This window comes from Gluconobacter cerinus, from assembly GCF_002723935.1.
GTDB lineage: Bacteria > Pseudomonadota > Alphaproteobacteria > Acetobacterales > Acetobacteraceae > Gluconobacter > Gluconobacter cerinus.
The window spans coordinates 641,451-663,745 of sequence record NZ_BEWM01000002.1 but is presented as its reverse complement, the minus strand read 5'-3'; the positions used below and the strand labels follow the sequence as shown (position 1 = coordinate 663,745).

General features: G+C 58.0%; 19 protein-coding genes, 1 tRNA gene and 1 pseudogene. 8 read left to right on the top strand and 13 right to left on the bottom strand.

Features of this window, described 5'->3' with window-relative positions; all coding sequences use genetic code 11:
- Nucleotides 1–828: 828 nt before the first annotated feature.
- Nucleotides 829–969 (bottom strand): annotated as a pseudogene (locus GCE01_RS17450) (IS5/IS1182 family transposase); the annotation flags it as partial.
- A 257-nt stretch (nt 970–1,226) separates the two neighbouring features.
- On the opposite strand from GCE01_RS17450, the gene ftsY reads away from it, so the two are divergent.
- Complete coding sequence (gene ftsY, locus GCE01_RS06990) at nt 1,227–2,192, top strand: signal recognition particle-docking protein FtsY (RefSeq protein ID WP_046900830.1); 966 nt, start codon at nt 1,227–1,229, stop codon at nt 2,190–2,192.
- 13 nt (nt 2,193–2,205) lie between these two features.
- Here the strand turns inward: ftsY and GCE01_RS06985 are convergent, their stop codons facing one another.
- From GCE01_RS06985 to argC, 7 genes are all read right to left on the bottom strand, one after another.
- A complete protein-coding gene (locus GCE01_RS06985) occupies nt 2,206–2,667 on the bottom strand; it encodes a hypothetical protein (protein ID WP_086633341.1) in 462 nt (153 codons plus the stop codon).
- Complete coding sequence (locus GCE01_RS06980) at nt 2,664–4,634, bottom strand: protein kinase domain-containing protein (RefSeq protein ID WP_099211892.1); 1,971 nt, start codon at nt 4,632–4,634, stop codon at nt 2,664–2,666. Before GCE01_RS06980 ends, GCE01_RS06985 begins: the two co-directional genes overlap by 4 nt.
- A gap of 91 nt (nt 4,635–4,725) precedes the next feature.
- Nucleotides 4,726–6,015: an adenylosuccinate synthase gene (locus tag GCE01_RS06975; protein WP_046900827.1), complete on the bottom strand. Its 1,290-nt coding sequence runs from the start codon at nt 6,013–6,015 to the stop codon at nt 4,726–4,728.
- A 53-nt stretch (nt 6,016–6,068) separates the two neighbouring features.
- The gene (locus GCE01_RS06970) at nt 6,069–7,208 is read right to left on the bottom strand and encodes an ATP phosphoribosyltransferase regulatory subunit (protein WP_099211890.1); all 1,140 of its coding nucleotides are present in this window, start codon (nt 7,206–7,208) and stop codon (nt 6,069–6,071) included.
- Nucleotides 7,205–8,362: a phosphoserine transaminase gene (locus GCE01_RS06965; RefSeq protein ID WP_099211888.1), complete on the bottom strand. Its 1,158-nt coding sequence runs from the start codon at nt 8,360–8,362 to the stop codon at nt 7,205–7,207. The genes GCE01_RS06970 and GCE01_RS06965 overlap by 4 nt, the downstream gene beginning before the upstream one ends.
- 55 nt (nt 8,363–8,417) lie before the next feature.
- Nucleotides 8,418–8,501 (bottom strand) — tRNA-Leu (locus GCE01_RS06960).
- Between the two features lie 75 nt (nt 8,502–8,576).
- On the bottom strand, nt 8,577–9,482 hold the full coding sequence (argC, locus tag GCE01_RS06955; RefSeq protein ID WP_046900824.1) for an N-acetyl-gamma-glutamyl-phosphate reductase: 906 nt from the start codon (nt 9,480–9,482) through the stop codon (nt 8,577–8,579).
- Between the two features lie 187 nt (nt 9,483–9,669).
- Here argC and mazG point away from each other — a divergent pair, with 187 nt between their 5' ends.
- From mazG to GCE01_RS06920, 7 genes are all read left to right on the top strand, one after another.
- Nucleotides 9,670–10,455 carry a nucleoside triphosphate pyrophosphohydrolase gene (gene mazG / locus GCE01_RS06950; RefSeq protein WP_099211886.1) on the top strand — a complete coding sequence of 262 codons (786 nt, stop codon included), beginning with the start codon at nt 9,670–9,672 and terminating at the stop codon, nt 10,453–10,455.
- 53 nt (nt 10,456–10,508) lie between these two features.
- A complete protein-coding gene (locus GCE01_RS06945; protein ID WP_099211884.1) occupies nt 10,509–11,297 on the top strand; it encodes an SDR family oxidoreductase in 789 nt (262 codons plus the stop codon).
- A 97-nt stretch (nt 11,298–11,394) separates the two neighbouring features.
- Nucleotides 11,395–13,824 (top strand): membrane-bound PQQ-dependent dehydrogenase, glucose/quinate/shikimate family, encoded by a 2,430-nt coding sequence (locus GCE01_RS06940; RefSeq protein ID WP_099211882.1) that lies wholly within the window; start codon nt 11,395–11,397, stop codon nt 13,822–13,824.
- 55 nt (nt 13,825–13,879) lie between these two features.
- The gene (locus tag GCE01_RS06935; protein WP_099211880.1) at nt 13,880–14,368 is read left to right on the top strand and encodes an OsmC family protein; all 489 of its coding nucleotides are present in this window, start codon (nt 13,880–13,882) and stop codon (nt 14,366–14,368) included.
- Nucleotides 14,369–14,483: 115 nt separating this feature from the next.
- Complete coding sequence (gene queA, locus GCE01_RS06930) at nt 14,484–15,527, top strand: tRNA preQ1(34) S-adenosylmethionine ribosyltransferase-isomerase QueA (RefSeq protein WP_167386130.1); 1,044 nt, start codon at nt 14,484–14,486, stop codon at nt 15,525–15,527.
- Nucleotides 15,524–16,690, top strand: coding sequence for a tRNA guanosine(34) transglycosylase Tgt (gene tgt / locus GCE01_RS06925; protein WP_099211878.1), 1,167 nt, complete (start codon nt 15,524–15,526; stop codon nt 16,688–16,690). The genes queA and tgt overlap by 4 nt, the downstream gene beginning before the upstream one ends.
- 67 nt (nt 16,691–16,757) lie before the next feature.
- Entirely contained in the window at nt 16,758–17,816 is a 1,059-nt protein-coding gene (locus tag GCE01_RS06920) for a purine-nucleoside phosphorylase (RefSeq protein ID WP_099211876.1), read from the top strand.
- A gap of 50 nt (nt 17,817–17,866) precedes the next feature.
- Here GCE01_RS06920 and GCE01_RS06915 read toward each other — a convergent pair whose 3' ends face one another.
- The 5 genes from GCE01_RS06915 to GCE01_RS06900 all read right to left on the bottom strand — a co-directional run bounded on the left by GCE01_RS06915 (nt 17,867) and on the right by GCE01_RS06900 (nt 22,217).
- The gene (locus GCE01_RS06915) at nt 17,867–18,475 is read right to left on the bottom strand and encodes a nitroreductase family protein (protein ID WP_099211874.1); all 609 of its coding nucleotides are present in this window, start codon (nt 18,473–18,475) and stop codon (nt 17,867–17,869) included.
- Between the two features lie 126 nt (nt 18,476–18,601).
- On the bottom strand, nt 18,602–19,693 hold the full coding sequence (locus GCE01_RS06910; RefSeq protein WP_099211872.1) for a purine nucleoside permease: 1,092 nt from the start codon (nt 19,691–19,693) through the stop codon (nt 18,602–18,604).
- A complete protein-coding gene (locus GCE01_RS06905) occupies nt 19,690–21,234 on the bottom strand; it encodes an adenosine deaminase family protein (protein ID WP_099211870.1) in 1,545 nt (514 codons plus the stop codon). The genes GCE01_RS06910 and GCE01_RS06905 overlap by 4 nt, the downstream gene beginning before the upstream one ends.
- 75 nt (nt 21,235–21,309) lie before the next feature.
- Entirely contained in the window at nt 21,310–21,549 is a 240-nt protein-coding gene (locus tag GCE01_RS17345; RefSeq protein ID WP_264785200.1) for a PhzF family phenazine biosynthesis protein, read from the bottom strand.
- Nucleotides 21,441–22,217, bottom strand: a complete 777-nt coding sequence (locus GCE01_RS06900) for a PhzF family phenazine biosynthesis protein (RefSeq protein ID WP_264785202.1) — start codon at nt 22,215–22,217, stop codon at nt 21,441–21,443. The genes GCE01_RS17345 and GCE01_RS06900 overlap by 109 nt, the downstream gene beginning before the upstream one ends.
- Nucleotides 22,218–22,295: the final 78 nt, after the last annotated feature.

Below are 22,295 nucleotides of genomic sequence, written 5' to 3'. Positions count from 1 at the left end.
TTTAAGGTATCTTGACCTAAATCTAGACAAAGCTATGGCTCATGCGGATGAGAGCAAAAGCTGATGTCCCCCCTTTAATCTGGTTCCGATGCTCAAATCCTAGTGTTCCAGACGTTGAACACGCGGCTCTTTCTAACGAGCACACGGAATATCTGATCAACAACTACCTGTCTTTATTTGCGTTGTCCGGGCCTATCGCACCGGGCACCCAAAGTCAGGCAAGATTCTAGATACAATTTCGGTGGGGGCGCCAAAGCAACGCAACACCAATAAAGAAAAAAGCGGATCTCCAGCCCCCCCCCTGATGGCTGGACACGCATTCTATGCGGGCAGATACTTCAACGGCCAAAAGGTGACACCAATACCTAGCTCAAGACACATAGTCCGAACATGACGGTTGCAGAAAGACAAATGCCTGAGAAGAAGACATTCGGGCATCTATTATAGTGCGTTGCGAGACGCCTCCAATCCTTGAGACCTGAGAACATGATTTCGATGCGATTAAGGCATTTTTATCTGTGTTGCTTATAGTACCCGATGCGGATTTCCAGAGACCTTCGTCCCAGAATGCAAGGGTTTATCCCTTTTTACTCCAGAACAGCCCCAAAACCAGTCAGCATCATAACCCTGGGCTGCCTAAAGCCATTCTTCCCTTACAGAGGCTGCCCAGCAAGGCAGTCGCCCTGAATTCTTTTTTACGCACGGGCTCAAAGCCGTGCAGTATATTTTGAGAGAAGCCGCATCAATCACCATGGTCTGCGGCGCTGCCTTTTGGCAGATAGGCCATTCCTCCCATGAAGCACCCATGTAGCCTCAATGTTTCCCGCTGTTATAAAGCGTCTTTTGCAGCGCATATTTTTAGGCCCGCGCAGGCCGTTCCGATTGACAAAAATAATGCCGCTCAGCACACGGCAGGCATCAATTCGGTCTGCCGTGGCTCTTCGGGAAACAAGGGCGCAAACGATCCATCTATTCGTCTGCTAGCCAATATTAGGGCGCTTATCCAGCCACCTCACGGAGCCTGAAAACAGATTCCTACAAGAAGATTATGACTCCTAAGCATGGCGCAAGCCACGAAACCGGGATGAAGAACCATACGCCCTTACAGAAAACTAGAAGGCTGTCAGACTGTAAATGTGTGAAACAATCGCCCAACAGCCCATTTACTCTCAGGAAATCGACGCTACAGACTTGACGTTGGGCCTGACCTGTCCGAACTCCCGTAAATGGCTGGATTTTTCTCACGACTCAAACAGGGTCTTTCACGCTCGAGCTCACGTCTCGGAGCTGTGTTCACGCATCGCAAGCTGGACGATGCTGCTCTTGAAGAACTCGAAGACGAACTGATCGCGGCAGATCTAGGGCCTGTCGTGGCAGAGCGTGTCATCGAGAGCTTTCGCAGCTCCCGTTTTGGTAAGGACGTCACAAGTGACGAAATTCGCGATGCCCTGGCCGAAGAGATTGCACGGGTTCTGGAGCCCGTTGCGATCCCGTTTGAACCTGATCCGAAGAAGAAGCCACATGTCGTTCTCGTGGTGGGCGTCAACGGTGTAGGCAAGACCACAACCATCGGCAAAATGGCCCGCCATTACAGCGAAGAAGGCAAATCCGTCATGCTCGTGGCGGGAGATACCTTCCGTGCTGCGGCTGTCGAACAGCTTCAGGTCTGGGGGCAACGCTCAGATGTGCCCGTTATCGCGGGAAAACACGGAGCAGATGCTGCGGGTCTTGCCTATGACGGCATCAAACGCGCGACGGAAGAGGGCAAAGATCTTCTCTTCATCGATACGGCCGGCCGCCTGCATAATAAGGGCGCGCTTATGGAAGAGTTGGCCAAGATCATCCGCGTCATGCAGAAATTCGACCCAACCGCCCCGCATTCCGTATTGCTGGTGCTGGATGCAACGACCGGTCAGAACGCCATTGAGCAGGTGCGCGTGTTCCGTGAGCTGGTGAACGTGACAGGCCTGATCGTGACCAAACTGGACGGTTCTGCCCGCGGCGGAATTGTGGTCGCACTAGCAGAACAGTTCAAACTGCCCGTGCACATGGTCGGGGTCGGCGAACAGGCCGAAGACCTGCGCCCGTTCTCAGCTCAGGATTATGCGCGCGGTCTTGTGGGTGGAGCTACGGGAGATCTTGCCTCCCGGCTTGTCGAGAGCCCCTCAGAAGAAGAAACCCCGGAAGATTGAAGAGCCGGCCCTTTCAGGGCTGTCTCTCACCGTCTGAAGTCAGCCATTCCTCTCGCAGGGCGTCGATCTTCTTTTCGATGGCCCTGCGCTCTCTGCGAACATAATCCGCATACCAAAGTCTGGCACCAATGGCAGACGCTTCAGCGACCAGCCACGCCACACCAACGGCCATCCAGTCCATCACAAGCAGCATTGGCTGCATAATTTGCTGGGTACAGGCCTCCCAATCCCCATGTGACAACCATGCTTCCCTCAAGGGATGAACCATGACAGCCCCCAGATAAAACAGAACAATCATGATCCGCTGCCGATCAGCATCCGGATCGATGAATCGAAGCACGATCAGAGGCAGCAGCAGAACACCGCCCACAAGCAGACTGCCCGGCACATATGCCAAAAGCAGGCCAAGAATGAGGCCGTGCCACCATTTGAAACTCGCCTCTGTCACGCGCAAACGCACTGACTGGCGGGTCATTCACAAAACTCCAGCCAGATACTAGTCATCGCGACAGCAATCCCGATCAAGAGTGAGAAGAACTCTCCAGCATTGCGGGCCTGTTTTTCATGGACAGCTTTGCGGACAGGCTCCTGCTCCAGAACTTTCTCAAGATGTGCAATCTCTGCTTCAGCCTGCCGAGCCAGCTTGCGATCATACTGCAAACCCGCAGGGTCAGTGACGTTATCAAGAAACTTCGTAAGATTTCCCGTTTCGGCCAGCTGAAAAAGCCGGGCACGACGCTTTGCTCTCGTCGTTTTGCTTCGCCACTGCTTAAGCTCGTTTTCCAGCAAGGAAAGCGCCCGCTTTGCCACAGCACTGAGGGGTGTCTTGTCGAAACGGCGCTGGGCCGCAGCCATCAATGTCAGATCCGAAAGCCAGGACGGAAGACCCGCTTTCTGGGACTGCGCAAGTGGGATGATCCCCTGGCGCGCGCAATGACTTTCCAGAAAAGTCCGCATCTGCTCGTCCAGAAAACCTGAACGCCCCAGGTCGTCGGCAGAAAGCTCCTGTTCCGAAACGTGCCTATCCAGCCATTGCAACAGACCCGCTGACAACGAGATCCGTTCTTTCAGGCAACGAGAAGACAGGCAGGGCTGATAGACATTCACGTCGTAAGGTACACGACGGATCTGCTCCATTCCCTTTGCACCTGTTCGCCGGGCATCAGTCGCGAGATCATTGATCTGCTTTGCCTGCAATGCGGGCAGCGAAGGAACATCAAACACTTCTGGGCTCGTCATCAGGAAGCCCGCTATCCCACGAATATTGCGCTGCTCTTCAGGCGGGAACCGTCCGGCTTCGGCACACGCCAACATATGAGGAATGGCGGATGGCCAGAACCAGTGTCCGGCCCAGAACATTGGAGCGGCAGAGTCCAGAATGGCAATGGCCCGTGTCACAACCATTGTCGTCGGGTCTACGGCTTTGTTTCCGCTGGATGGCAAAAACGCAATTCCAGCCTGTTCGATCAGGCTGGACATGACCGACAGCTCCAGCTCTCGATGTAACCATTGGCTGACAATTTTTCGCTGAAGCAGAGACAGGAACTCATTAGGATATGTCCCGGCATACCATGCCAGTGCCTGTGGTGTTCTGACCTCCACACCGCCAATGACCAGAGGCGAGCGCGCGGGAATATCTGGCCGAATTGAAAACAGCTTGCTCGGCGCAATCGTTATAAGGTCATTGGGAGAGGGTCTGTTTTCGGGCCTGTCTGAAAGCATGGCCTCCAGAAGGGAGACCAGACCTGCGGGAACATTATGCCCCTGCATGTAGGCCTCAGCAGAACCCACCTCAAAACGTCGTTGCAGAATTTCGTTATCTGACATGCCCCTCAGGGGCAGTTCCCCGATGCAAAGGGAGAGAACCAGTACTCCCAATGAGAAGATATCACAGGCAATCGTCCCGCCTCCCCGCGCCGTTGGATGACAGACTGCGGAAGACAAAGGCTCGAACAGGACAGGCTGCGCTTCTGCATTACAGGCAACCCCCAGCGGGCCAACGACCACCTGATGCAGCCCCTGCCCAACAAACAGATTATCTGGCCGGATCCCGCGACAGGTCAGCCCCATGGAGGAGAGCTTCTCAAGAGCATCGGCAATAGGGCGTATAACCCCTTCAATAATCTGGCTTTCAGACCAGACACCCAGATTGTCTTTCAGGGACGGTCCGGGAGGGTGCGGACATAGCACCCAGAGCGAGCCTGCATGATATTCATGAGCATGCAGGCCGATAACACTCTCATGTCGGAAAAACATAAGATCAGAGAAATGGGGAGATGGCATGGACGGTGCCAGAGCCAGCCAGGTTGAACCTGTGGCCGTAATATCCTGAGCCACCCAGGCAGGACAGCCGCTGAGGTCAGGTTGTTTCTGGCTCGTATTCACCAGGTAACGGTCTGCGATCAGCAGTTCGGGGCTGTCATCTCCCTGAGTGTAATCCATGTCCGTTCCATCAAATTCCTGTCTGACATTCTATGCCGGACAGGAATTGAGGCTTCGTTAACGGACAGGCGGTTTCCTGTTCAGAAAAAACTCAGTCTTCGAACGGGTCACGCATCAGGATCGTGTCATCACGCTCCGGGCTGGTGGACAGCAGCGTAACCGGAGCTTCAATCAGCTCTTCAATGCGACGAACATACTTGATGGCCTGTGCCGGCAGCTCACCCCACGAACGGGCACCCGCTGTGGTTTCCTGCCAGCCTGGCATTGTCTCGTAAATCGGCTTTACGCGAGCCTGTGCACCCGGAGCGGATGGGAAGGTATCGATCTTTTTGCCGTCCAGCTCATAGCCAACGCAAATCGAGATTTCTTCCAGACCATCCAGCACGTCCAGCTTCGTCAGGGCAATACCCGTGACGCCGCCCACACGCGCTGCACGACGCAGCATGACCGCGTCGAACCAGCCACAACGACGCGGACGGCCAGTAACCGTGCCGAACTCATGACCACGCTCACCGATCGTGCGGCCAACGTCATCGAACAGTTCGCTCGGGAACGGACCTTCGCCCACACGGGTTGTGTATGCCTTGGCAATACCCAGAACGAAGCCGATGGAAGACGGGCTGACACCACTGCCAGACGCAGCAACCGCAGCAACCGTGTTGGAGCTCGTCACGAACGGATAGGTGCCGTGATCGACGTCCAGCATGACGGCCTGCGCACCTTCGAACAGGATACGACGACCAGCACGACGCGCTTCGTCCAGACGGTCCCAGACCGGGCAGGCAAAGGACATGAGGCGCGGCGTGAATTCCGTCAGGAAGTCCTTGAGCTCTTCCTTCGTGAAAGTCTCAGCACCCAGACCCGCCAGCAACGTGTTGTGGTGCAGCAGGACTTCGTCCAGCTTCCAGTCCAGCGTCTCCGGCTCGGCCAGATCACAGACACGAATGGCGCGACGGGCAACCTTGTCTTCGTAAGCCGGGCCGATACCGCGGCCCGTTGTGCCGATCTTGCGATCACCGCGAGCAGCTTCACGCGCACGATCCAGCGCACCATGGACTGGGAGGATCAGCGGAGCATTCTCGGCAATCCACAGCGTTTCCGGCGTGACCTTCAGGCCCTGCGCCGTTACGCGGTCAATTTCAGACATCAGCGCCTTCGGATCAATGACAACGCCATTGCCGATCACGCCAATCTGCCCACGCACGAGACCTGATGGCAGCAGTGACAGCTTGTAGACCTGATCACCGACAACCAGCGTATGACCGGCGTTGTGACCACCCTGAAACCGGACAACGATATCAGCGCGGCTGGCAAGCCAGTCCACGATCTTGCCTTTACCCTCGTCCCCCCACTGGGTTCCGATCACGGTGACGTTGGACATGAGCTGGCTTCCTCAACTTGGTATGCAGAGCAGAAATTAGAAAAAACTGGGGGTCAGAGCGCGTGCGCTGCGCCATTCCGCCAGACATGGGTGCAGCGCAGATGGCGCGCTTCGGCATCAGGCTCTGCATCTACTTCAAGTGCAGAAACCGTCGCAAAACCTTGAGCATGGAGGGCTGCCATGGCCTCATCCTCCAGCCGAACGGGCACATAGCACCGCGGACGGGACGGAGGCACAGGAGCCGCACGCAACAGCGCCTGCGGACGCAACGTCAAACCACAGGCTGGCTCCTGACCCGCAATATACCGTCCACCACGACCCAGTTCTTCACGCGAGGTGGTGGAAAAGACCGTGATGCATAGTCCGGTATGATACTGCCATCCGCGGAAATCCACGGGATCTACCGTCAGACGCAAGGACGGTGCGCGCTCGCGAATAGCGGCAACGGAGGCAACCAGACGCTCGAAATGCGGACGGACGGAAGCCGGAAAATCGAGAGAAGCGAGCAGATCAAGCGCGCGACTGGCAGGACCTGCGGCCTGAAGCATAACCGCCAGAGTGTCCGCGATTGAGCCGCCCAGTTCAGCAACAGATGCTGCATCCTTGCGGTTCAGCGCCTGGATCAGATCTTCCCGGTCCGCTTCAGGAATGGCAGTCTCGATCAGGCCCAGAGCCAGAGCTGGCATCGAGAGGTCAAAGGACACACCCTTGATGCCCAGTTCCTCAAGTGCTCTGGCGCCCAGCGCCACTACTTCAGCATCAGCCTGTGCGGAATCCGGGCCGATCAGTTCGATACCAGCCTGGGAAACCTGACGGTCAGCTTCACGTCCCGGAGTACCGATGACGATACAGCTTCCGGAATAAGAGAGACGCAGCGGGCGCGGTGCATCCTGAAGGCGGACGCTGGCGATACGGGCAATCTGCGTCGTCATGTCTGGCCGAAGAGCCATCATACGATGAGAACTTGGGTCCATCAGACGGAACGTCTGAGTGGAGAGCGCACCGCCTGAACCATTCAGAAGGGAGGTTTCAAACTCCAGCATGGGCGGGCGTACACGCTCATAACCATGCCGGGAAAAGGCTTCCATGACGCAGGCAATACCCCGCGCCTCAGCTTCGGCTTCACCCGGAAGAAGGTCGGAGAAGCCAGACGGCAGAAGGGCAGCGCTCGGGGTCTCGGAATACAGGCTCATGCAGCAAACTCCTCGCGCGTGCACTCATACGCCCAGTCCAGCCACGGTAGGAGAGCCTGAATATCCGCTGCATCAACGGTGGCTCCTCCCCAGATCCGCAAACCAGCAGGGGCGTCTCGATAAGACGCGAGGTCATAGCCTGCACCTTCCTGCGCGACCAGCCCGGTCAAGTGCTTGACGGCCTTGGCCCGGGCTTCAGGCGCCAAGGCCTCGAACCAGGGTGCTACGATTTTTAGGCAGATTGACGTGCAGGACCGCGTTGCGGGATCAGACGCAAGAAAGGACACCCAATCCGTCTTTTCCACCCATTCCGCTACGACGGCCAGACTGGCTTGCGAGCGCGCCTTGAGAGCAGGGAGACCACCCGCAGATTCTGCCCACCGCAAACCATCCAGCGCATCTTCGACGCACAGCATGGAGGGCGTGTTGATGGTATCCCCTTCAAACACAGCCTCCAGCAGGCCCTTCTTTCCCGTCAGACGGAAAATTTTGGGCAGCGGACGTGGGGATGCCTCTGTCAGACGAGCGGCAGCACGGGGGCTGATGGCCACCATGCCATGAGCCGCTTCGCCGCCGAGGGCCTTCTGCCAGGACCAAGTGACAACATCCAGACGATCCCACGGAAGGTCCATGGCGAAAGCAGCGGATGTTGCATCACAGATGATCAAACCGTCATGCTCGACGGGAATAGCCTCTGCATTCGGAATGCGAACGCCTGACGTTGTACCGTTCCAGGTCAGGACGACATCGCGGGACCAGTCTACAGCCGCCAGATCCGGAAGCTCTCCATAAGGCGCGTCCAGCACGCGGAGATCTTCGATTTTCAGAACGTCCCGCAGATCCTGCGCCCATGTTCCGGAAAAACTTTCAAAAGACAGCACATCCATGCCGCGCTCACCGGCAATCGCCCAGAGAATCATCTCAACCGCACCGGTGTCCGAAGCCGGAACAACAGCCAGACGCCAGTCTGCGGGAATGCCTAGGATATTTTTTGAGCGGGTGATGACTTCCTTTAGGCGCGCACGGCCTTCAGGGGCACGATGTGACCGTCCCACCAGGGCCTGATCCAGAGCCGAGAGGGACCAGCCAGGGCGTTTTGCGCACGGACCAGAGGAAAAGAACGGGCGGGAAGGTCTGACAGTCGGCTTGGACATGCTCGTTCCGGGCTAAACGGTCCTCGGGTGCAGCCAGACTGGTGCGCCCGGTTTGTGGTGCGAGAGGGGGGATTCGAACCCCCATGCCTTTCGGCGGTCGATTTTGAGCCGACTGCGTCTACCGTTCCGCCACTCTCGCGCGAACGGCCCAGACCCTAGTGCATTCCTGAGCAAAGGACCAGACCGTGAAAAAAAAATCCCAAACCGTGGAAAATCAGAGACCCAGCATCAAAAGCAGATTCTGGATCGCAGCGCCAGAGGCTCCTTTGCCCAGATTATCGAGACGCGCGGTCAGAACCACTTTTTCTCCCTGCGCATTGCCGTGCACACGGAGCTCCATATTGTCCGTATTGGCCAGCGCATCTGCCAGGAGTTTGGGTTCAGACGGCAGAACCCGGACATGGTCACACCCGCGATAAGCTTTTTCAAGCGTCGCCTCCAGATCGCGCGGCGTCGGATGGCCGGGCAGATCCGCAAGGTGAAGCGGGATGGACACAATCATGCCCTGCGGAAAGTGCCCTACAGACGGTACGAACACCGGCTGGCGCGTCAGGCCGGAGTAGTGCTGGATTTCTGGAAGATGTTTGTGTTCCAGCGTCAGCCCGTAAAGAAAGAATGCCGGGCCGCCATCCCGTTCATGCGCCTCGATCGCGGAGCGCCCTGCCCCACTGTAACCCGAAACGGCATTGATGGAGATGGAGTGATCTGCTGGGACAAGGCCAGCGCGAACCAGCGGCCGCAACAGTGCAATTGCACCCGTCGGATAACAGCCAGGATTCGCAACATGGGTCGCACCGCGGATCAGAGCGCCCTGATCTTCATCCAGTTCCGGCAGACCATAAACCCAGCCATCGGCAATCCGGTGCGCCGTACTGGCATCCAGAATACGGACGTTCAGACCCTCTGCCAGAGCAACAGTTTCACGCGCGGCATCGTCTGGCAGACAGAGAATGGCAATATCCGCCTGCGCCAGCAGGGCACGCCGTGCCTCAGCATCTTTTCGCAGAGCCGGATCAATCGATAGCAGTTCGAAACCGTAACTTTCCGGCAGGGCCTCGATACGCTGGCGTATGCCAAGCCCCGTGGTTCCTGCTTCTCCGTCGATAAAGATCCTGGCCATGTATTTAAAATCCGGTCTGCAAAAAATGTCCGGCCTGTCCAAGCAGCCGGGCTGGCCTTCTTATCGCGTTACCCTTGGTGCTGTCATCCCGTGAGAGCGGTTCGTGCGCTCTGTGCTTTCTGTCTGTGCAACGAAAGAGTATGCTTTTGGGTCAGGCCAGACGCCAGATCATTACCCAGGAGCTGTTATGACCCAGACCCACCCCGTCCGTCAGATTGACCGCCTTCTGGACATCATGAAGCGCCTGCGCGACCCGCAGAGCGGTTGCCCGTGGGACGTGGCACAGACACCCGAAACCATTGCGCCCTTCGCCATAGAAGAAGCGTATGAGGTGATGGATGCCATCGCCCGGGATGACAGTGATTCCTTGCCGGATGAACTCGGGGATCTGCTGCTACAAGTCGTGTTCCAAGCTCAAATGGCTGAAGAAAAGGGCCAATTTGACTTCGAAACCGTTGCTGGAAAGATCGCTGACAAGATGGTCCGCCGCCATCCCAACATCTTCAGCGATGTAGAACACGACGAAGACCTGTGGGAACGCACGAAAGAAACCGAGCGCCACGCCAAAGCAGAATATGGCGCACTCGCTGGTGTGGCCCAGCACCTGCCCGCCTTGGTCAGAGCCGCCAAGCTGTGCCGCCGTGCAGCGCGCGTCGGGTTCGACTGGGATGATGCGTCGGGCGTGTTGGAAAAGGTTCAGGAGGAAATTGGCGAACTTAAAGCCGAACTGGACGGAGACCGCGACCGGATCGAAGACGAACTGGGGGATGTCCTGTTCACTGTCGCCAGTCTGGCACGCAAGCTGGGCATTGACCCGGAGGCCGCATTGCGCCGCAGCAACCGGAAGTTCACGCGCCGTTTCGAAGCCATGGAAGCCAGCCTGGCCTCTGAGGGCAAAACAATGGGCGAGCAAAATCTGGAAACACTGGAAACGCTTTGGCAGATGGTCAAGAAACAGCCGGGGATGCGCTGATCGTTCCCCGATCATCTTCCTCAATTTTACCTCGCCCCTAAGGATACTTTGATATGGACCTCCAGATTTCAGGCCGCAAAGCTCTTGTTCTTGGCGCATCTTCGGGTCTGGGCCGGGGCGTTGCGGAGGCACTGGCAGCAGAAGGCGTTCATATCGTTCTGGCTGCGCGCGCCAGTGACAGGCTGACAGACGCGGCAACAGCGATTGCCAGTCAGCACGGCGTTCAGACGGTTACACTGCCAGTTGACCTGTCGGACAGCGCCTCCGTCGAAGAATTCGTTCAGGCCATCCGTACGCAGCACCCGGATATTTCCATTCTCGTAAACAATACTGGCGGCCCCTCTCCATCAGGTGTCGAGGGCATCTCCGGGCACACATGGAAACAGCAGTTTGAAACCATGGTTCTGAGCCTGTTCAGGATTACGGATGCGGTACTGCCCGGTATGAAGGAGCGCCGGTGGGGGCGCATCCTCACCATCGCTTCGGCTGTTGTGGTTGAGCCGAATATCAGGCTCGGCGTCTCCGTCACATTACGCTCGGCACTCGCGGGCTGGTCCAAAACGCTTGCGACGGAAGTGGCGCCCCATGGCGTGACGGTCAACATGCTTCTGCCCGGCCATATCACAACGGATCGAACCCATTTCCTGGCAGAGGCTGAAGCTCGCAAGACGGGCAAAACGCAGGAAGCCGTTCAGGAAGAAAAGGCCCGCAATATCCCCGTTGGACGTTACGGGACTGTTGAAGAGTTCGGCGCGACCGCGGCTTTCCTCACCAGTACGGCTGCTGCCTATATAACCGGCAGCATGATCCGTGTTGATGGTGGCGCACTGAAGTCGATCTGAAACAGTCTTGAGTAAAAGAGCGCCCTATCTTCTTTTTTAGGAAACTGCGCTCCCCCGTGCGGGATTAATCCTTTCGGTTACCCCGAAGGAAAATTCCATGCCGCCTACGCCTCGACGCAGTTCGTTCCTGCCCCTTGTAACTGGCATCTTACTCGTTCTGCTCGGCTTGGGTCTGGCCTTGCCCGGTTTCTGGCTGATTGGGCTGGGAGGCTCTTTCTACTACGCCGTCGCAGGCGTCCTCATAGTGGCGTCCGGCATTCTGATGATCCGGCTTCACCCCGGTGCTTCCGCAGTTTATGCCGCCCTCCTGCTTTATACGCTTGTTTGGGCATTGGGGCGCGTGGGCCTTGATGGCTGGCGCCTTCTCCCGCCTCTTGCCCTGCCAGCAGGGATGGGCCTGTGGGTATTCAGTCCATGGATTACGGGACGACTGCTCCAGGGCACGGAGGGTCGCTCCTTCGACAAACCCGTTGTTGCAGGCGGCATGGCATTCTGCGCGGCACTGTTTGTCTTCGTGTTTGCCTGCGGCTGGCACATTACCGCCTCACGCGACCACCAGTTCAATCCGTTCCCCGGGGAGACCGGTGCGGCCCTTCCGGGCGCAGACCAGCAGGCTGCCAATGACTGGCAGTTCTATGGCGGCACTCCGGCCGGAGACCGCTTTGCTATGCCCACCCAGATCAACGCTTCCAACGCTCACGATCTGAAAGTGGCGTGGGTCTATCACAGCAAGGATCTGCCACGCGCGGGCGAGAACTCCCGCGGGCGGGAATTCAGCTTTGAAGCAACCCCCATCAAGATCGGCAACCGGCTGTTTTTCTGCACGCCGCACCGAGATGTCGTGGCGCTTGATGCAACATCCGGAAAGGAAATCTGGCGATATTCGCCAGGTGGGGAATTCGGCAAGAATATCTATCAGGCCTGCCGTGGCGTGTCCTACGTCAATGCGCCGGGAACGGATTGCGCCCATCGCATCGTCTCAACAAACTCCAGCTCCCCTCCAACCCTGTTTGAAGTCGATGCAGACACGGGAAAACTCTGTGAGAGTTTTGGCGATCATGGCGTTGTGGATCTCCGGGGTGGGATGGGTGCCATTCCGCCCGGCTTTCACTTCATCACGTCCCCCCCCATGGTGCTGCATAACCGCATCATGACGAGTGGCTGGGTTTATGATGATCAGACGGTTGGCGAACCTTCCGGCGTTATTCGTGGCTTTGATGCTATTACGGGCCAACTGGCCTGGGCCTGGGACATGGGCCGTACACCGACCAACAAACCTCTGGATCCGGGCGAAGTCTTTACCCGTGGCACCGCCAATGGCTGGGGTGTTTATACGGCCGATTCCGGGCTGAACATGGTTTACGTCCCGCTCGGGATTGCCACGCCTGACTATTTCGGTGGCAAGCGCCGGAGCTTTGACGAGAAGTATGACAGCTCCCTTGTCGCCTTGGATATCACGACGGGCGAAGAGCGCTGGCATTTCCAGACCGTTCATCATGATCTGTGGGATTTTGACCTTCCCGTCGGCCCATCGTTAGTAGATCTGCCAGATGCCCACGGCACCCTGACGCCCGCCCTGGTACAAACAACCAAGCAGGGCGAACTCTTCGTGCTGGACCGTCGAACCGGAGCCCCATTCTATCGCGTTCAGGAAACACCCGTACCTGCCGGGGATACGCCGGGCGAGCACTATTCGCCGACGCAGCCACTCTCCGTCGATATGCCCAATCTGCGCCGCCCTAATCTGACGGAAGACGATATGTGGGGCGCAACCCCGTATGATCAGATGTTCTGCCGCATTGCTTTCCGCTCCATGCGGGACAAGGGCCTTTTCACACCACCGAGCCAGCAGGGCACCGTAGGCTTTCCAGCGTTTGATGGCGTGGCAGACTGGTATGGCGGCACCGTCGATCCGACGCACGGTGTCATGTATATCAACACCACGTTCATTCCGTTCCTGATGACGCTGGTGCCGCAGGAAAAAGCTCTTGCCAAAGGGCTCTACAAATCCTGGCATGACTGGACCCAGCCTTATCCAGAACCTGTTTTCACAAACAACCCACAGCATGGCCTGCCCTTCGCGGCCGTCGTGAAGCCATGGCTTGGCCCGTTTGGTGCCCCTTGCCTCGCACCGCCCTGGGGCAAGATGCAGGCGATTGATCTTGTTCACCGTCGGGTCATCTGGGAGCGGGCTCTGGGCACAACGAAGAATGTTGGCCCGACGAACATGCTGCGGATGCCCGTTGGCCTGCCTACCAGCGTCTTCTCCATGGGCGGCAGCGTGACCACGCCGAATGGTCTGGTATTCATGGGGGCGCTGGCCGATCAAAGCTTCCATGTTCTTGATGGGCATGACGGCCATACGCTTTTCAAGACAGAACTGGATGCCGGCGGCAATGCCACGCCGCTGACCTATATGGGCGAAGACGGCCGGCAATATGTCGTGCTGGCTGTGGGTGGCCATGGCGGGCTGAAAACACGCAACAGCGATGAAGTCGTGGCCTTTGCATTACCCAAAGCCCCATGAGCATACTGTCTTCCTGCCCATCAGGGCAGGAAGACAGCAGGAGGCAGGATTAACCATGGCCGGGAAACAGCACACTTATTCCGTGAAGGTTGTCTGGACCGGCAATACGGGAACCGGCACATCCTCTGCTCGCAGTTACACGCGCGATTACGATATTACGGCGCCCGGCAAGCCCACGATTGAAGGTTCGTCTGATCCTTCTTTTCGCGGAGACCCTGCCCGATGGAATCCTGAAGAGCTGCTTCTGGCGTCCCTGTCGGCCTGTCACAAACTCTGGTTTCTGGGGCTCTGTGCGCAGGCAGGCATCGTCGTCACAGCATACGAAGACCATGCCACCGGCGAAATGGAAGAAGAACGCACCGCCGCTGGGCAGTTCACATCCGTAACGCTTCATCCCCGCGTCATCCTGTCTGCCACATCAGACGCAGAGAAAGCACTGGAGCTGCATCACAAGGCGCACGACATGTGCTTCATCGCACGATCGGTCAATTTCCTGGTCATGAACGAGCCTGTTATCGTTCATGAGGCCGAACACGACGCCTGAAAGGCATCATCCTCGACGGGTGGAAGCCAAAAAAAATCGCCTTTTGACCGAAAAGATGCGCCGGGCTGCCCAGTCCGGCGTTTTCATGTTGGCTGAACCTGCTAGAGAGCATCCCATGACGGATGAACTCGCCACGTTCGATTTCGAACTGCCCCGCGACCATATTGCGACCGAACCCGCCAGACCGCGTGACAGCGCAAAGCTGCTGCATGTGCGGTCCGGGGAAGCCCCCGATCTTCGGATCATACGCGATTTGCCCGGCCTGCTGCGGGAAGGCGATCTGCTGATTGCCAACAATACTGCCGTCATCCGTGCCCAGCTCTCCGCCACGCGCGGCGAGGCAAAAATCGGCATTACACTGGACCGGATTCTGGCTGACGGAAGCTGGCATGCGCTCGCCCGCAACTCCCGCAAGCTGAAGCCGAACGATACGCTGAACTTTGGCGATGATCCGGTCACGGCATCCGTTGTGGAAAACGAAGGCGATGGTGCCGTCAGCATCCGCTTTTCCGTCGAAGGGGATGCGTTCGATGCATTCCTTGAGCGCGTGGGAGCATTGGCCCTGCCGCCTTATATCGACCGTCCTTTCGGGCCGACCGCGCAGGATGACAGCGATTACCGGACGATCTTTTCCGAGCATCGCGGGGCTGTGGCGGCTCCCACTGCTGGTCTGCATTTCACGCCGGATCTTCTGGCCGCGCTTGACGCAAAAGGTATCCAGCGCCGAACGCTGACGCTTCATGTGGGCGCTGGCACGTTCCTGCCCGTCCGATCCTCCATCGCCGAGCATCGCATGCATGCAGAATGGGGCGAGATCGACGCGGAAACGGCGCAGGCCATCAATGAAACACGCGCCCGCGGTGGCCGTGTTGTTGCTGTCGGAACCACGTCTCTCCGCCTGCTGGAAAGTGCGGCGCAGGAAGACGGTACGGTTCAGCCCTGGCGGGGCGAGACGTCCATTTTCATCAAGCCGGGCTATCGCTTCAAGGCGGTGGACCTGCTCATGACCAATTTCCATCTGCCGCGCTCGACGCTCTTCATGCTGGTCTGCGCGTTCAACGGCACCGACACCATGCGTGAGGCCTATGCCTACGCCATCGCCAACGGACTGAGGTTCTATTCCTATGGCGATGCCTGCCTTCTGGAGCGAGCACCATGACCGAACAGGCCACAAAAATGACGTGGGTTCCGGAAGCAACCTGCGGACAGGCCCGCGCCGGCCATCTACACACTCGTCACGGCACTGTCCCGACCCCAACCTTCATGCCCGTTGGCACCGTTGGCACCGTGAAGGGCATGACCATGGATGCCGTTCGCTCCACGGGCGCAGGCATTGTTCTGGGCAACACCTACCATCTGATGCTGCGCCCGACGGCGGACCGCGTGCAAAAGCTGGGCGGGCTGCACAAGATGATGGACTGGTCCGGCCCGATCCTGACGGATTCTGGCGGATTCCAGGTTATGTCCTTGGGTGCACTGCGCAAGCTCGATCAGGACGGCGTGACGTTCCAGTCCCATATTGATGGCAGCAAGCATCGCCTGTCTCCTGAGATCTCAACGGAGATCCAGTACAAGCTGGACGCCACGATCAGCATGGCGTTTGATGAGTGCCCGGCCCTCCCCGCCACGCCGGAAGCGCTCCGCAAATCCATGGAACTCTCCATGCGCTGGGCGGCCCGCTCCCGTGAGGCGTTTGTAGCACGTGAGGGCTATGGCCAGTTCGGCATCGTGCAAGGCGGCACCGAGCGAGACTTGCGCGAATATTCCATCAAGGCGCTGACGGAGATCGGCTTTGAAGGCTACGCGATTGGCGGTCTGGCTGTAGGTGAAGGTCAGGAACTCATGTTCTCGACCCTTGATTTCACAACGCCCATGCTTCCGCAGGACAAGGCGCGCTACCTGATGGGCGTTGGTACGCCGGACGATCTGCTGGGGTCGGTCATGCGTGGTGTGGACATGTTCGACTGCGTGATGCCCTCGCGTGCTGGCCGCACGGCGCGAGCCTATACGGAGCGCGGCTACATCAACTTGCGCAACGCCCGCTTTGCCGAAGACACGCGCCCGCTGACACCATATGACGACAGCCCGATGGCTGGCCGTTACACCCGCGCCTATCTGCATCACCTGTTCCGTGCTGGTGAGATGCTCGGCCCGATGCTGCTGACATGGCACAATCTGGCCTACTACCAGCGCCTGATGCGGCAGATCCGTGCCGCTATCGTGGACGGTACTTTGAACGAACTGGCGATCAAACTCCGCGAGGACTGGTCCAAGGGAGACTGGACCGAAGATGAATGGCCCATGCCCTCTCTCGCTTTGTAAGTTTTCATTCTGATCCTGTTCCAATAATGTGTTTCCCCAACGACCTTCGGCTTTGGGGAATACGGATTTGAAACGCTTTAATGCAGGCCTGGCTCTTGCCGGGCTTCTCTGTGCGGGCAGTGCTCTGGCTGCGCCCCATAAGGAAGAAATCAAGGTCCTTGTTGTCGCCAACTGGGAAGTCGGCGCGGACAAGGGCGATGAGCCTGGCGAATATCAGGACTGGGTGGAGCGTCTCCATCTTGACGAAGAGCGCCCCATTCGTGGCGTACAGGAAAAGCTCCGCCGCAATGCGGATGGCGTTTATGGCATCGCCCTGAAAAGCGGCAGCATTGACCTGCACGCTCTTGCCCTCGATCCGCATTACGATCTGACGCACACCTACTGGATTTTCACCGGCATTTCTGGCGTGAACCCGAATGTCGCGTCTGTTGGGAGTGTGGCCTGGGCACGCTGGGTTGTAGATGGAGACGCATTGCGGGAAATCGATGACCGCACCGTTCCAAAAGGCTGGCCGTATGGTTTGTATGCCATCGGGGCGGACAAGCCGGACACGCTGCCAGCCAACGCAAACCATTATGGCTCTGTCACGGACGTTGCGGAACTCAGCAAAGCGTATCCGCTCAATCAGGGTCTGGCGAACTGGGCCTTCAACCTAAGCAAGCACACCCCGATGGCGGATGACCCCGCCATCGCCGAGCGCCGGAAAGCCTGGAAAGGCTTCCCCAACGCCCAGAAACCGCCGATGCTCATTATGGGTGAGACGCTTGGGGCGCTTCGTTACTGGCACGGCCCGTCCCGCAACGAGTGGGCGGAAAAATGGGTCAAGCTCTGGACGAAGGATCAGGGCCAATTCGTCATGACCAATGAGGAAAGCCAGACCTATCAGCTTGATATGCGGACATTAGCCCGTCTGGGATATGTCGATCTGAACCGCGTCATGGTTCTGCGCTCAGGGAGCAATTTTGATATGCCCCCTCCAGGCGTGCCGATCACCGAGAGCATCGGGGACGAAGCGCCCGGCCAGAAGCTCGCGTTCGATAATAACGAGCGTGCCGGTGAGCCGGTTGTCCATGAACTGATCGCGCATTGGGCAACGTACCGGACGCATATTCCTGGACAGGACTAAAACCATCAGGCTCTGGACAATGCAGCAGCACCGTCCAGAGCCGATTTTTATCAGAACCGGTTTTCGATCATGATTTCGGAAACCGGCAGCGCAGCGCCCGATGGCTTCGGAGCAGACGCCGCCTTCCCGATGGCCACGAACATAACGATCTCATGGTCTTCCGGCAGGTTGATGAGCTTGCCGACGGCATCGAAGTCAAAACCATCCATCGGGCAGGTTCCATACCCCATGCTCTCGGCCACCAGCATGATGGCAGCCGCCGCCATGCCACAGGACCGCATCCCCTCATCCCGCTGCACCTGCTCGCGGCCCCGATAATACTGGTCGATGGCGCCAACCATGTACTCCCGAACAGCATCCGGGGCGTTTTCCCAGTATCGCTCCGGCGACTTTTCCCAGGCCTTGATGTCCGCACACAGAACGATCAGCGCAGACGCATCCGTCACCTGAGCCTGATCCCATGAAACGGCACGAACCTGCTTGCGCAACTCCGGGTCCTTGAGAGCCACAAAGCGCCAGTTCTGGATATTGAAGGCCGTCGGCATCCGGCGCGCCAGACCGAGAATAGTTTCGAGGTCTTTCTCCGGCATGATGTGCGCGGCATCGAAATGCTTGGTCGCACGGCGCTGAAGAATGGCGGAAGAAACGTCGAGAGTCATGGGAATCCAATCAATCGAAGCTAAAGCGTTCTGTTCACGACAAACTATGTCTTAAGCGCATACACGCAAAAAATGCCCGCCAGTTCAATCTGGCGAGCATTTTCCTTTCAACACAGGGACAGGTCGTTATTCTGCACCGGGCATGGTTTTCTCGTATTTGTCCCAATGCGTGGCCAACTCGCGTACCACGACACTGCCGACCGTGTAGGCGGCCTCAACAGATGGAATAAACGCCGAATAGCTGCCTTCGTGCGCTTCTTCGGCCAGCAATTCCGCCGCCGTCTGGCCCGGATACTGCATGTCAAAATTGCTGGTCGTCCGAAGGATCAGAGCACGCTGGGGATCTACTCGACCAGCCTTAGCCTGTGCAGCAAGTGCCTGACAGAATGCAACATCCTCTTCTGCTGTCGTGGCCAATGTTCCCTGATTGTCGGTCCAGTAGCGGACCCACCGCTCGGCCCAGGCATTCATTTTCTCGCCAACCCAGAAGGTCTCACCAGAAATGGTGTCGCCGACCATGACAGACGGTGCCTTCAGGGCTTCCGGATAACCCTTGTAACGCGCGCGGGATGCCTGAAGACCCGGCGTGTCGGGCAGGGTCATATTCTTCGTCAGGCCATAGGCCCACTGCACGAACTGCGGGTTAAACGTGTAAACCATATCCCCGCTGACAGAATGCAAAGGCGGACGCGGCTTCTCATCCGGGAGACTGCCCTGAACCGGCGTAAACCCATCCGGCCAGGATCTCGGAATTTCCCGCGGATCAATCAGATGCGACAGACCGCCATTAATCACGCGTGGCGCCCAGATTGCAGAGCCGACCGTACCGAACTTCGGATCAACACCGCCAATTCCGGCCAACACGAAATAGGCGTGTTTCAGGTCAAACCGCGGATCAAGGACGAGCGCCGTGATGGCCGATGCCATGTGCTCCGGCCCTTCCCCGGACGCAATACCCAGAACATGCAGTTCCGGGTTGTAGTGCATAACATCATGATCCGTACCGGGCGCAGGAATTTCCTGCGAGAGCGGGAGTTTCTCAACCCAATTCTGGTACTCGCCCGGCGTGTCGCCCGTGTCCTTGCCAAGCTCAAATGTCGTGACCACCACCACACGGACGGGAATGGGCCGGCTCTTGGCAGAGGCGTTGGAGACGCTGCCTGAAATAGCAAGAACTGACAGGGCAGTGGCCCCGAGAAGAGTTTTCAGGCGGTTCATTGATAGAGGCTTTCGTGTGGAGCGGAAGTTTCAAAGGCGACAAACCGCGATTCAAGCTGCCACTGAAGGCGGGCTTTCTCGCTGGTTTTCAACAGATCGGCACAAGGGCCGCTCTCAGGCTGAGATGAAGACACGGTCTGGCAGGCCGCTACAGGCTTGCCGACCTGATGGTTGTCCCAAAGGCTCTGCCCCGGAATAAACGCATATTCCAGACCCGTCCGGGACATCTGTTTCAGGTCCGCATAGCTCAGATTGTAGGTTTGAGCGGCCCGTACATATTCCTGCGTCAGATCACCACGGGAGACGCCTTCGTCATCCGTGGAGAGCGCAACGGGAACCCCGGCCCGGCGGTAGAGCGGCAGCGGGTGTTCAGCGCCCTTCACGTTCAGGATCTCGTCATTACTCGTCAGGTTGATTTCCACCATGACGTGCTTCTTAGCCATCTCGGCCAGCAGCCCGGTAACATCATCTTCCGATGCGATATCGACGCCATGGCCGATGCGCTTGGCACCAGCGATTTCGATGGCTTCCCGAATGTGATGCTTCAGGCCTTCAGGCGGAACGAGCTTGCCTGTGAGTTCACCAGCATGAAGGCTGAGGTTCACACCCGGATAGACCTGCGACAGAAACTGGAACATCCGCATATGCAGGGTGTAATCCCGCATGGCGATGGCATCATCTTCCGGTGCAACAATATTAAGGCCGACAAATCGGGGATCGGCCTTAACGACCGCATATCCGGCATCAAGCTGGGCATAGACTGCCTGTGGCGGCAGCGTACGAAGAACCTGGAAAAGGTAATGCACACTCACGCTGCAACCCGGATGAGCCTCGGGCGTGCCGCATTTCAGAACCGTTTGTGCCTGCTTGTCCATGGCATCCGTTTCCTGACGGGCCTGCGTCACAAGAGCAGAAATCTCCGGCTCCAGCGCTTTATGAGCAGCGGCGAAATCGTCACCATTCATCGGATGTTTGAAGCCAGCACGGATCATCGCGGGAAGAGCCGGTGAAATCATGGGCTCGATATAGGTGATATGATCGTGGGCGGCACGATCCATGGCCTCTGCCAACATATCGCCCTGATGCGCCGCATCGATCGACCCAAAGTGCCTGAAAGCTGCGAAGAAGTGGTCGTGCCCTGAGCGGTCAGCCGGAGACGGCGTAAAATCCCGCATGGACATGGCATCAATCAGGCGACTTTCAGCATCCGGATTTCCAGCCAGAGCCGTTGCCGGCATCTCACCCTCTTTCGGATGCGGACATGCATGACTGAGGATCTCAAGGCTTTTGAGAGAGACGCACAAGCCATCCTGGGCCGCCCAGTTCAGCATGTTCTCTGCGTAGATCGCCCCTACGAGATGATTGTGCAGATCTGCGCCTTTTGGAAAGGCCCGCAGAAACAGACCAAGCCGAACCGGATCATTTCGAACGGTGTTGTAAGTCTGCTCAACAGCAGACGGAGCTTCGGCCCTTGCCAGAGGAGACAGGGCCGTCAGGGAGAGGGCAACCGCTACAAGAACGGAAGGGAGGGTGCATCGCATGGTGGCACGATGCCGACTGCCCACGCCCCTGACAAGACATTTTCAGACCGTTATAAACTCTGCAACAGACCGTTCTCAGACTTCGCTTTCCAAAGTGAAAAATCCATCCATGACAGGGACACAGGAACCGGCGACGTAAGCCTTGCCCGCTTCTGTTCTGGCGTCCAGAAGGCTTGGTCGTCCCATGTCCACACCCTGCGTGAAGGTCAGGGACAGATCCGCTCCATTCTCCAGCGCAGACAGGAACGCGACGGCTGCAACCGTGGCGCTCCCCGTGGCAGGATCTTCGGCAATGCCATCCAATGGCGAGAACATGCGCCCCTGAATGTCGCTGCCTTTTTCAAAGGCGCTTCCCCGGCATTGCGCGTGTAGGCATACACGGAACTGATCCCGTTGGAGGCGAGAAGCCTGCGATGCGCGGCAAGCTCTCCATGGGCGCGACGCAGAGCGTCGCGGGACGCAAGCTCAACAATCAGGAACGGCAGCCCGACCGAAACAACCTGTGGCGCGTGGTGATCCGTACGAATATCTGCGGGTTCAAGCCCCAGACACGCAGCCGCATTTTCAGGAATCATCCGGCTCCGGCGTGTCATGGCTTCCGGCGCCATAAGTTCCGCCCGAACGACCCGTCCGTTCTCACGCTCCAGCCGCACAGGAACCAAGCCGGCCTTTTCTTCAAACAAAAGCGTTTCTGGCAGCTCCTGCCCCTGCGCTTCGGCCTGTCGCGCCAAGGCAAAAGCGGTGCCGATATTCGGATGACCAGCGAATGGCAGCTCTCCGGCTGGCGTGAAGATACGGACATGCGCCGTATGATCCGCCTCTACCGCAGGGAGCACGAAGGTTGTCTCGGAATAGCCGAACTCAATGGCAATCTTCTGCATCTGTTCGGTGGAAAGCCCCGCCGCATCCAGCACGACAGCCAGAGGATTGCCCCCGAACAGCTGGTCCGTGAAAACATCCAGGGTGACATAGGAACGACGCATAACCGGTTCTCTCATCGGAGAATGAAGACATCCCATCATGTCTGATTGGCCCGTTGGGGGAAAGATGGCGTAAACTGC

Excerpts from the sequence above, each read along its gene's own strand:
- GCE01_RS06900 (WP_264785202.1), bottom strand. The coding sequence starts at position 22,217 with ATGCGTCGTTCCTATGTCACCCTGGATGTTTTCACGGACCAGCTGTTC.
- tgt (WP_099211878.1), top strand. The coding sequence starts at position 15,524 with ATGACCGAACAGGCCACAAAAATGACGTGGGTTCCGGAAGCAACCTGC.
- GCE01_RS06975 (WP_046900827.1), bottom strand. The coding sequence starts at position 6,015 with ATGTCCAACGTCACCGTGATCGGAACCCAGTGGGGGGACGAGGGTAAA.
- argC (WP_046900824.1), bottom strand. The coding sequence starts at position 9,482 with ATGGCCAGGATCTTTATCGACGGAGAAGCAGGAACCACGGGGCTTGGC.
- queA (WP_167386130.1), top strand. The coding sequence starts at position 14,484 with ATGACGGATGAACTCGCCACGTTCGATTTCGAACTGCCCCGCGACCAT.
- mazG (WP_099211886.1), top strand. The coding sequence starts at position 9,670 with ATGACCCAGACCCACCCCGTCCGTCAGATTGACCGCCTTCTGGACATC.
- GCE01_RS06915 (WP_099211874.1), bottom strand. The coding sequence starts at position 18,475 with ATGACTCTCGACGTTTCTTCCGCCATTCTTCAGCGCCGTGCGACCAAG.
- GCE01_RS06970 (WP_099211890.1), bottom strand. The coding sequence starts at position 7,208 with ATGAGCCTGTATTCCGAGACCCCGAGCGCTGCCCTTCTGCCGTCTGGC.
- GCE01_RS06945 (WP_099211884.1), top strand. The coding sequence starts at position 10,509 with ATGGACCTCCAGATTTCAGGCCGCAAAGCTCTTGTTCTTGGCGCATCT.
- GCE01_RS06905 (WP_099211870.1), bottom strand. The coding sequence starts at position 21,234 with ATGCGATGCACCCTCCCTTCCGTTCTTGTAGCGGTTGCCCTCTCCCTG.
- GCE01_RS06935 (WP_099211880.1), top strand. The coding sequence starts at position 13,880 with ATGGCCGGGAAACAGCACACTTATTCCGTGAAGGTTGTCTGGACCGGC.
- GCE01_RS06965 (WP_099211888.1), bottom strand. The coding sequence starts at position 8,362 with ATGTCCAAGCCGACTGTCAGACCTTCCCGCCCGTTCTTTTCCTCTGGT.
- GCE01_RS06910 (WP_099211872.1), bottom strand. The coding sequence starts at position 19,693 with ATGAACCGCCTGAAAACTCTTCTCGGGGCCACTGCCCTGTCAGTTCTT.
- ftsY (WP_046900830.1), top strand. The coding sequence starts at position 1,227 with ATGGCTGGATTTTTCTCACGACTCAAACAGGGTCTTTCACGCTCGAGC.
- GCE01_RS06940 (WP_099211882.1), top strand. The coding sequence starts at position 11,395 with ATGCCGCCTACGCCTCGACGCAGTTCGTTCCTGCCCCTTGTAACTGGC.
- GCE01_RS06980 (WP_099211892.1), bottom strand. The coding sequence starts at position 4,634 with ATGGATTACACTCAGGGAGATGACAGCCCCGAACTGCTGATCGCAGAC.
- GCE01_RS17345 (WP_264785200.1), bottom strand. The coding sequence starts at position 21,549 with ATGTTCTCGCCATTGGATGGCATTGCCGAAGATCCTGCCACGGGGAGC.
- GCE01_RS06985 (WP_086633341.1), bottom strand. The coding sequence starts at position 2,667 with ATGACCCGCCAGTCAGTGCGTTTGCGCGTGACAGAGGCGAGTTTCAAA.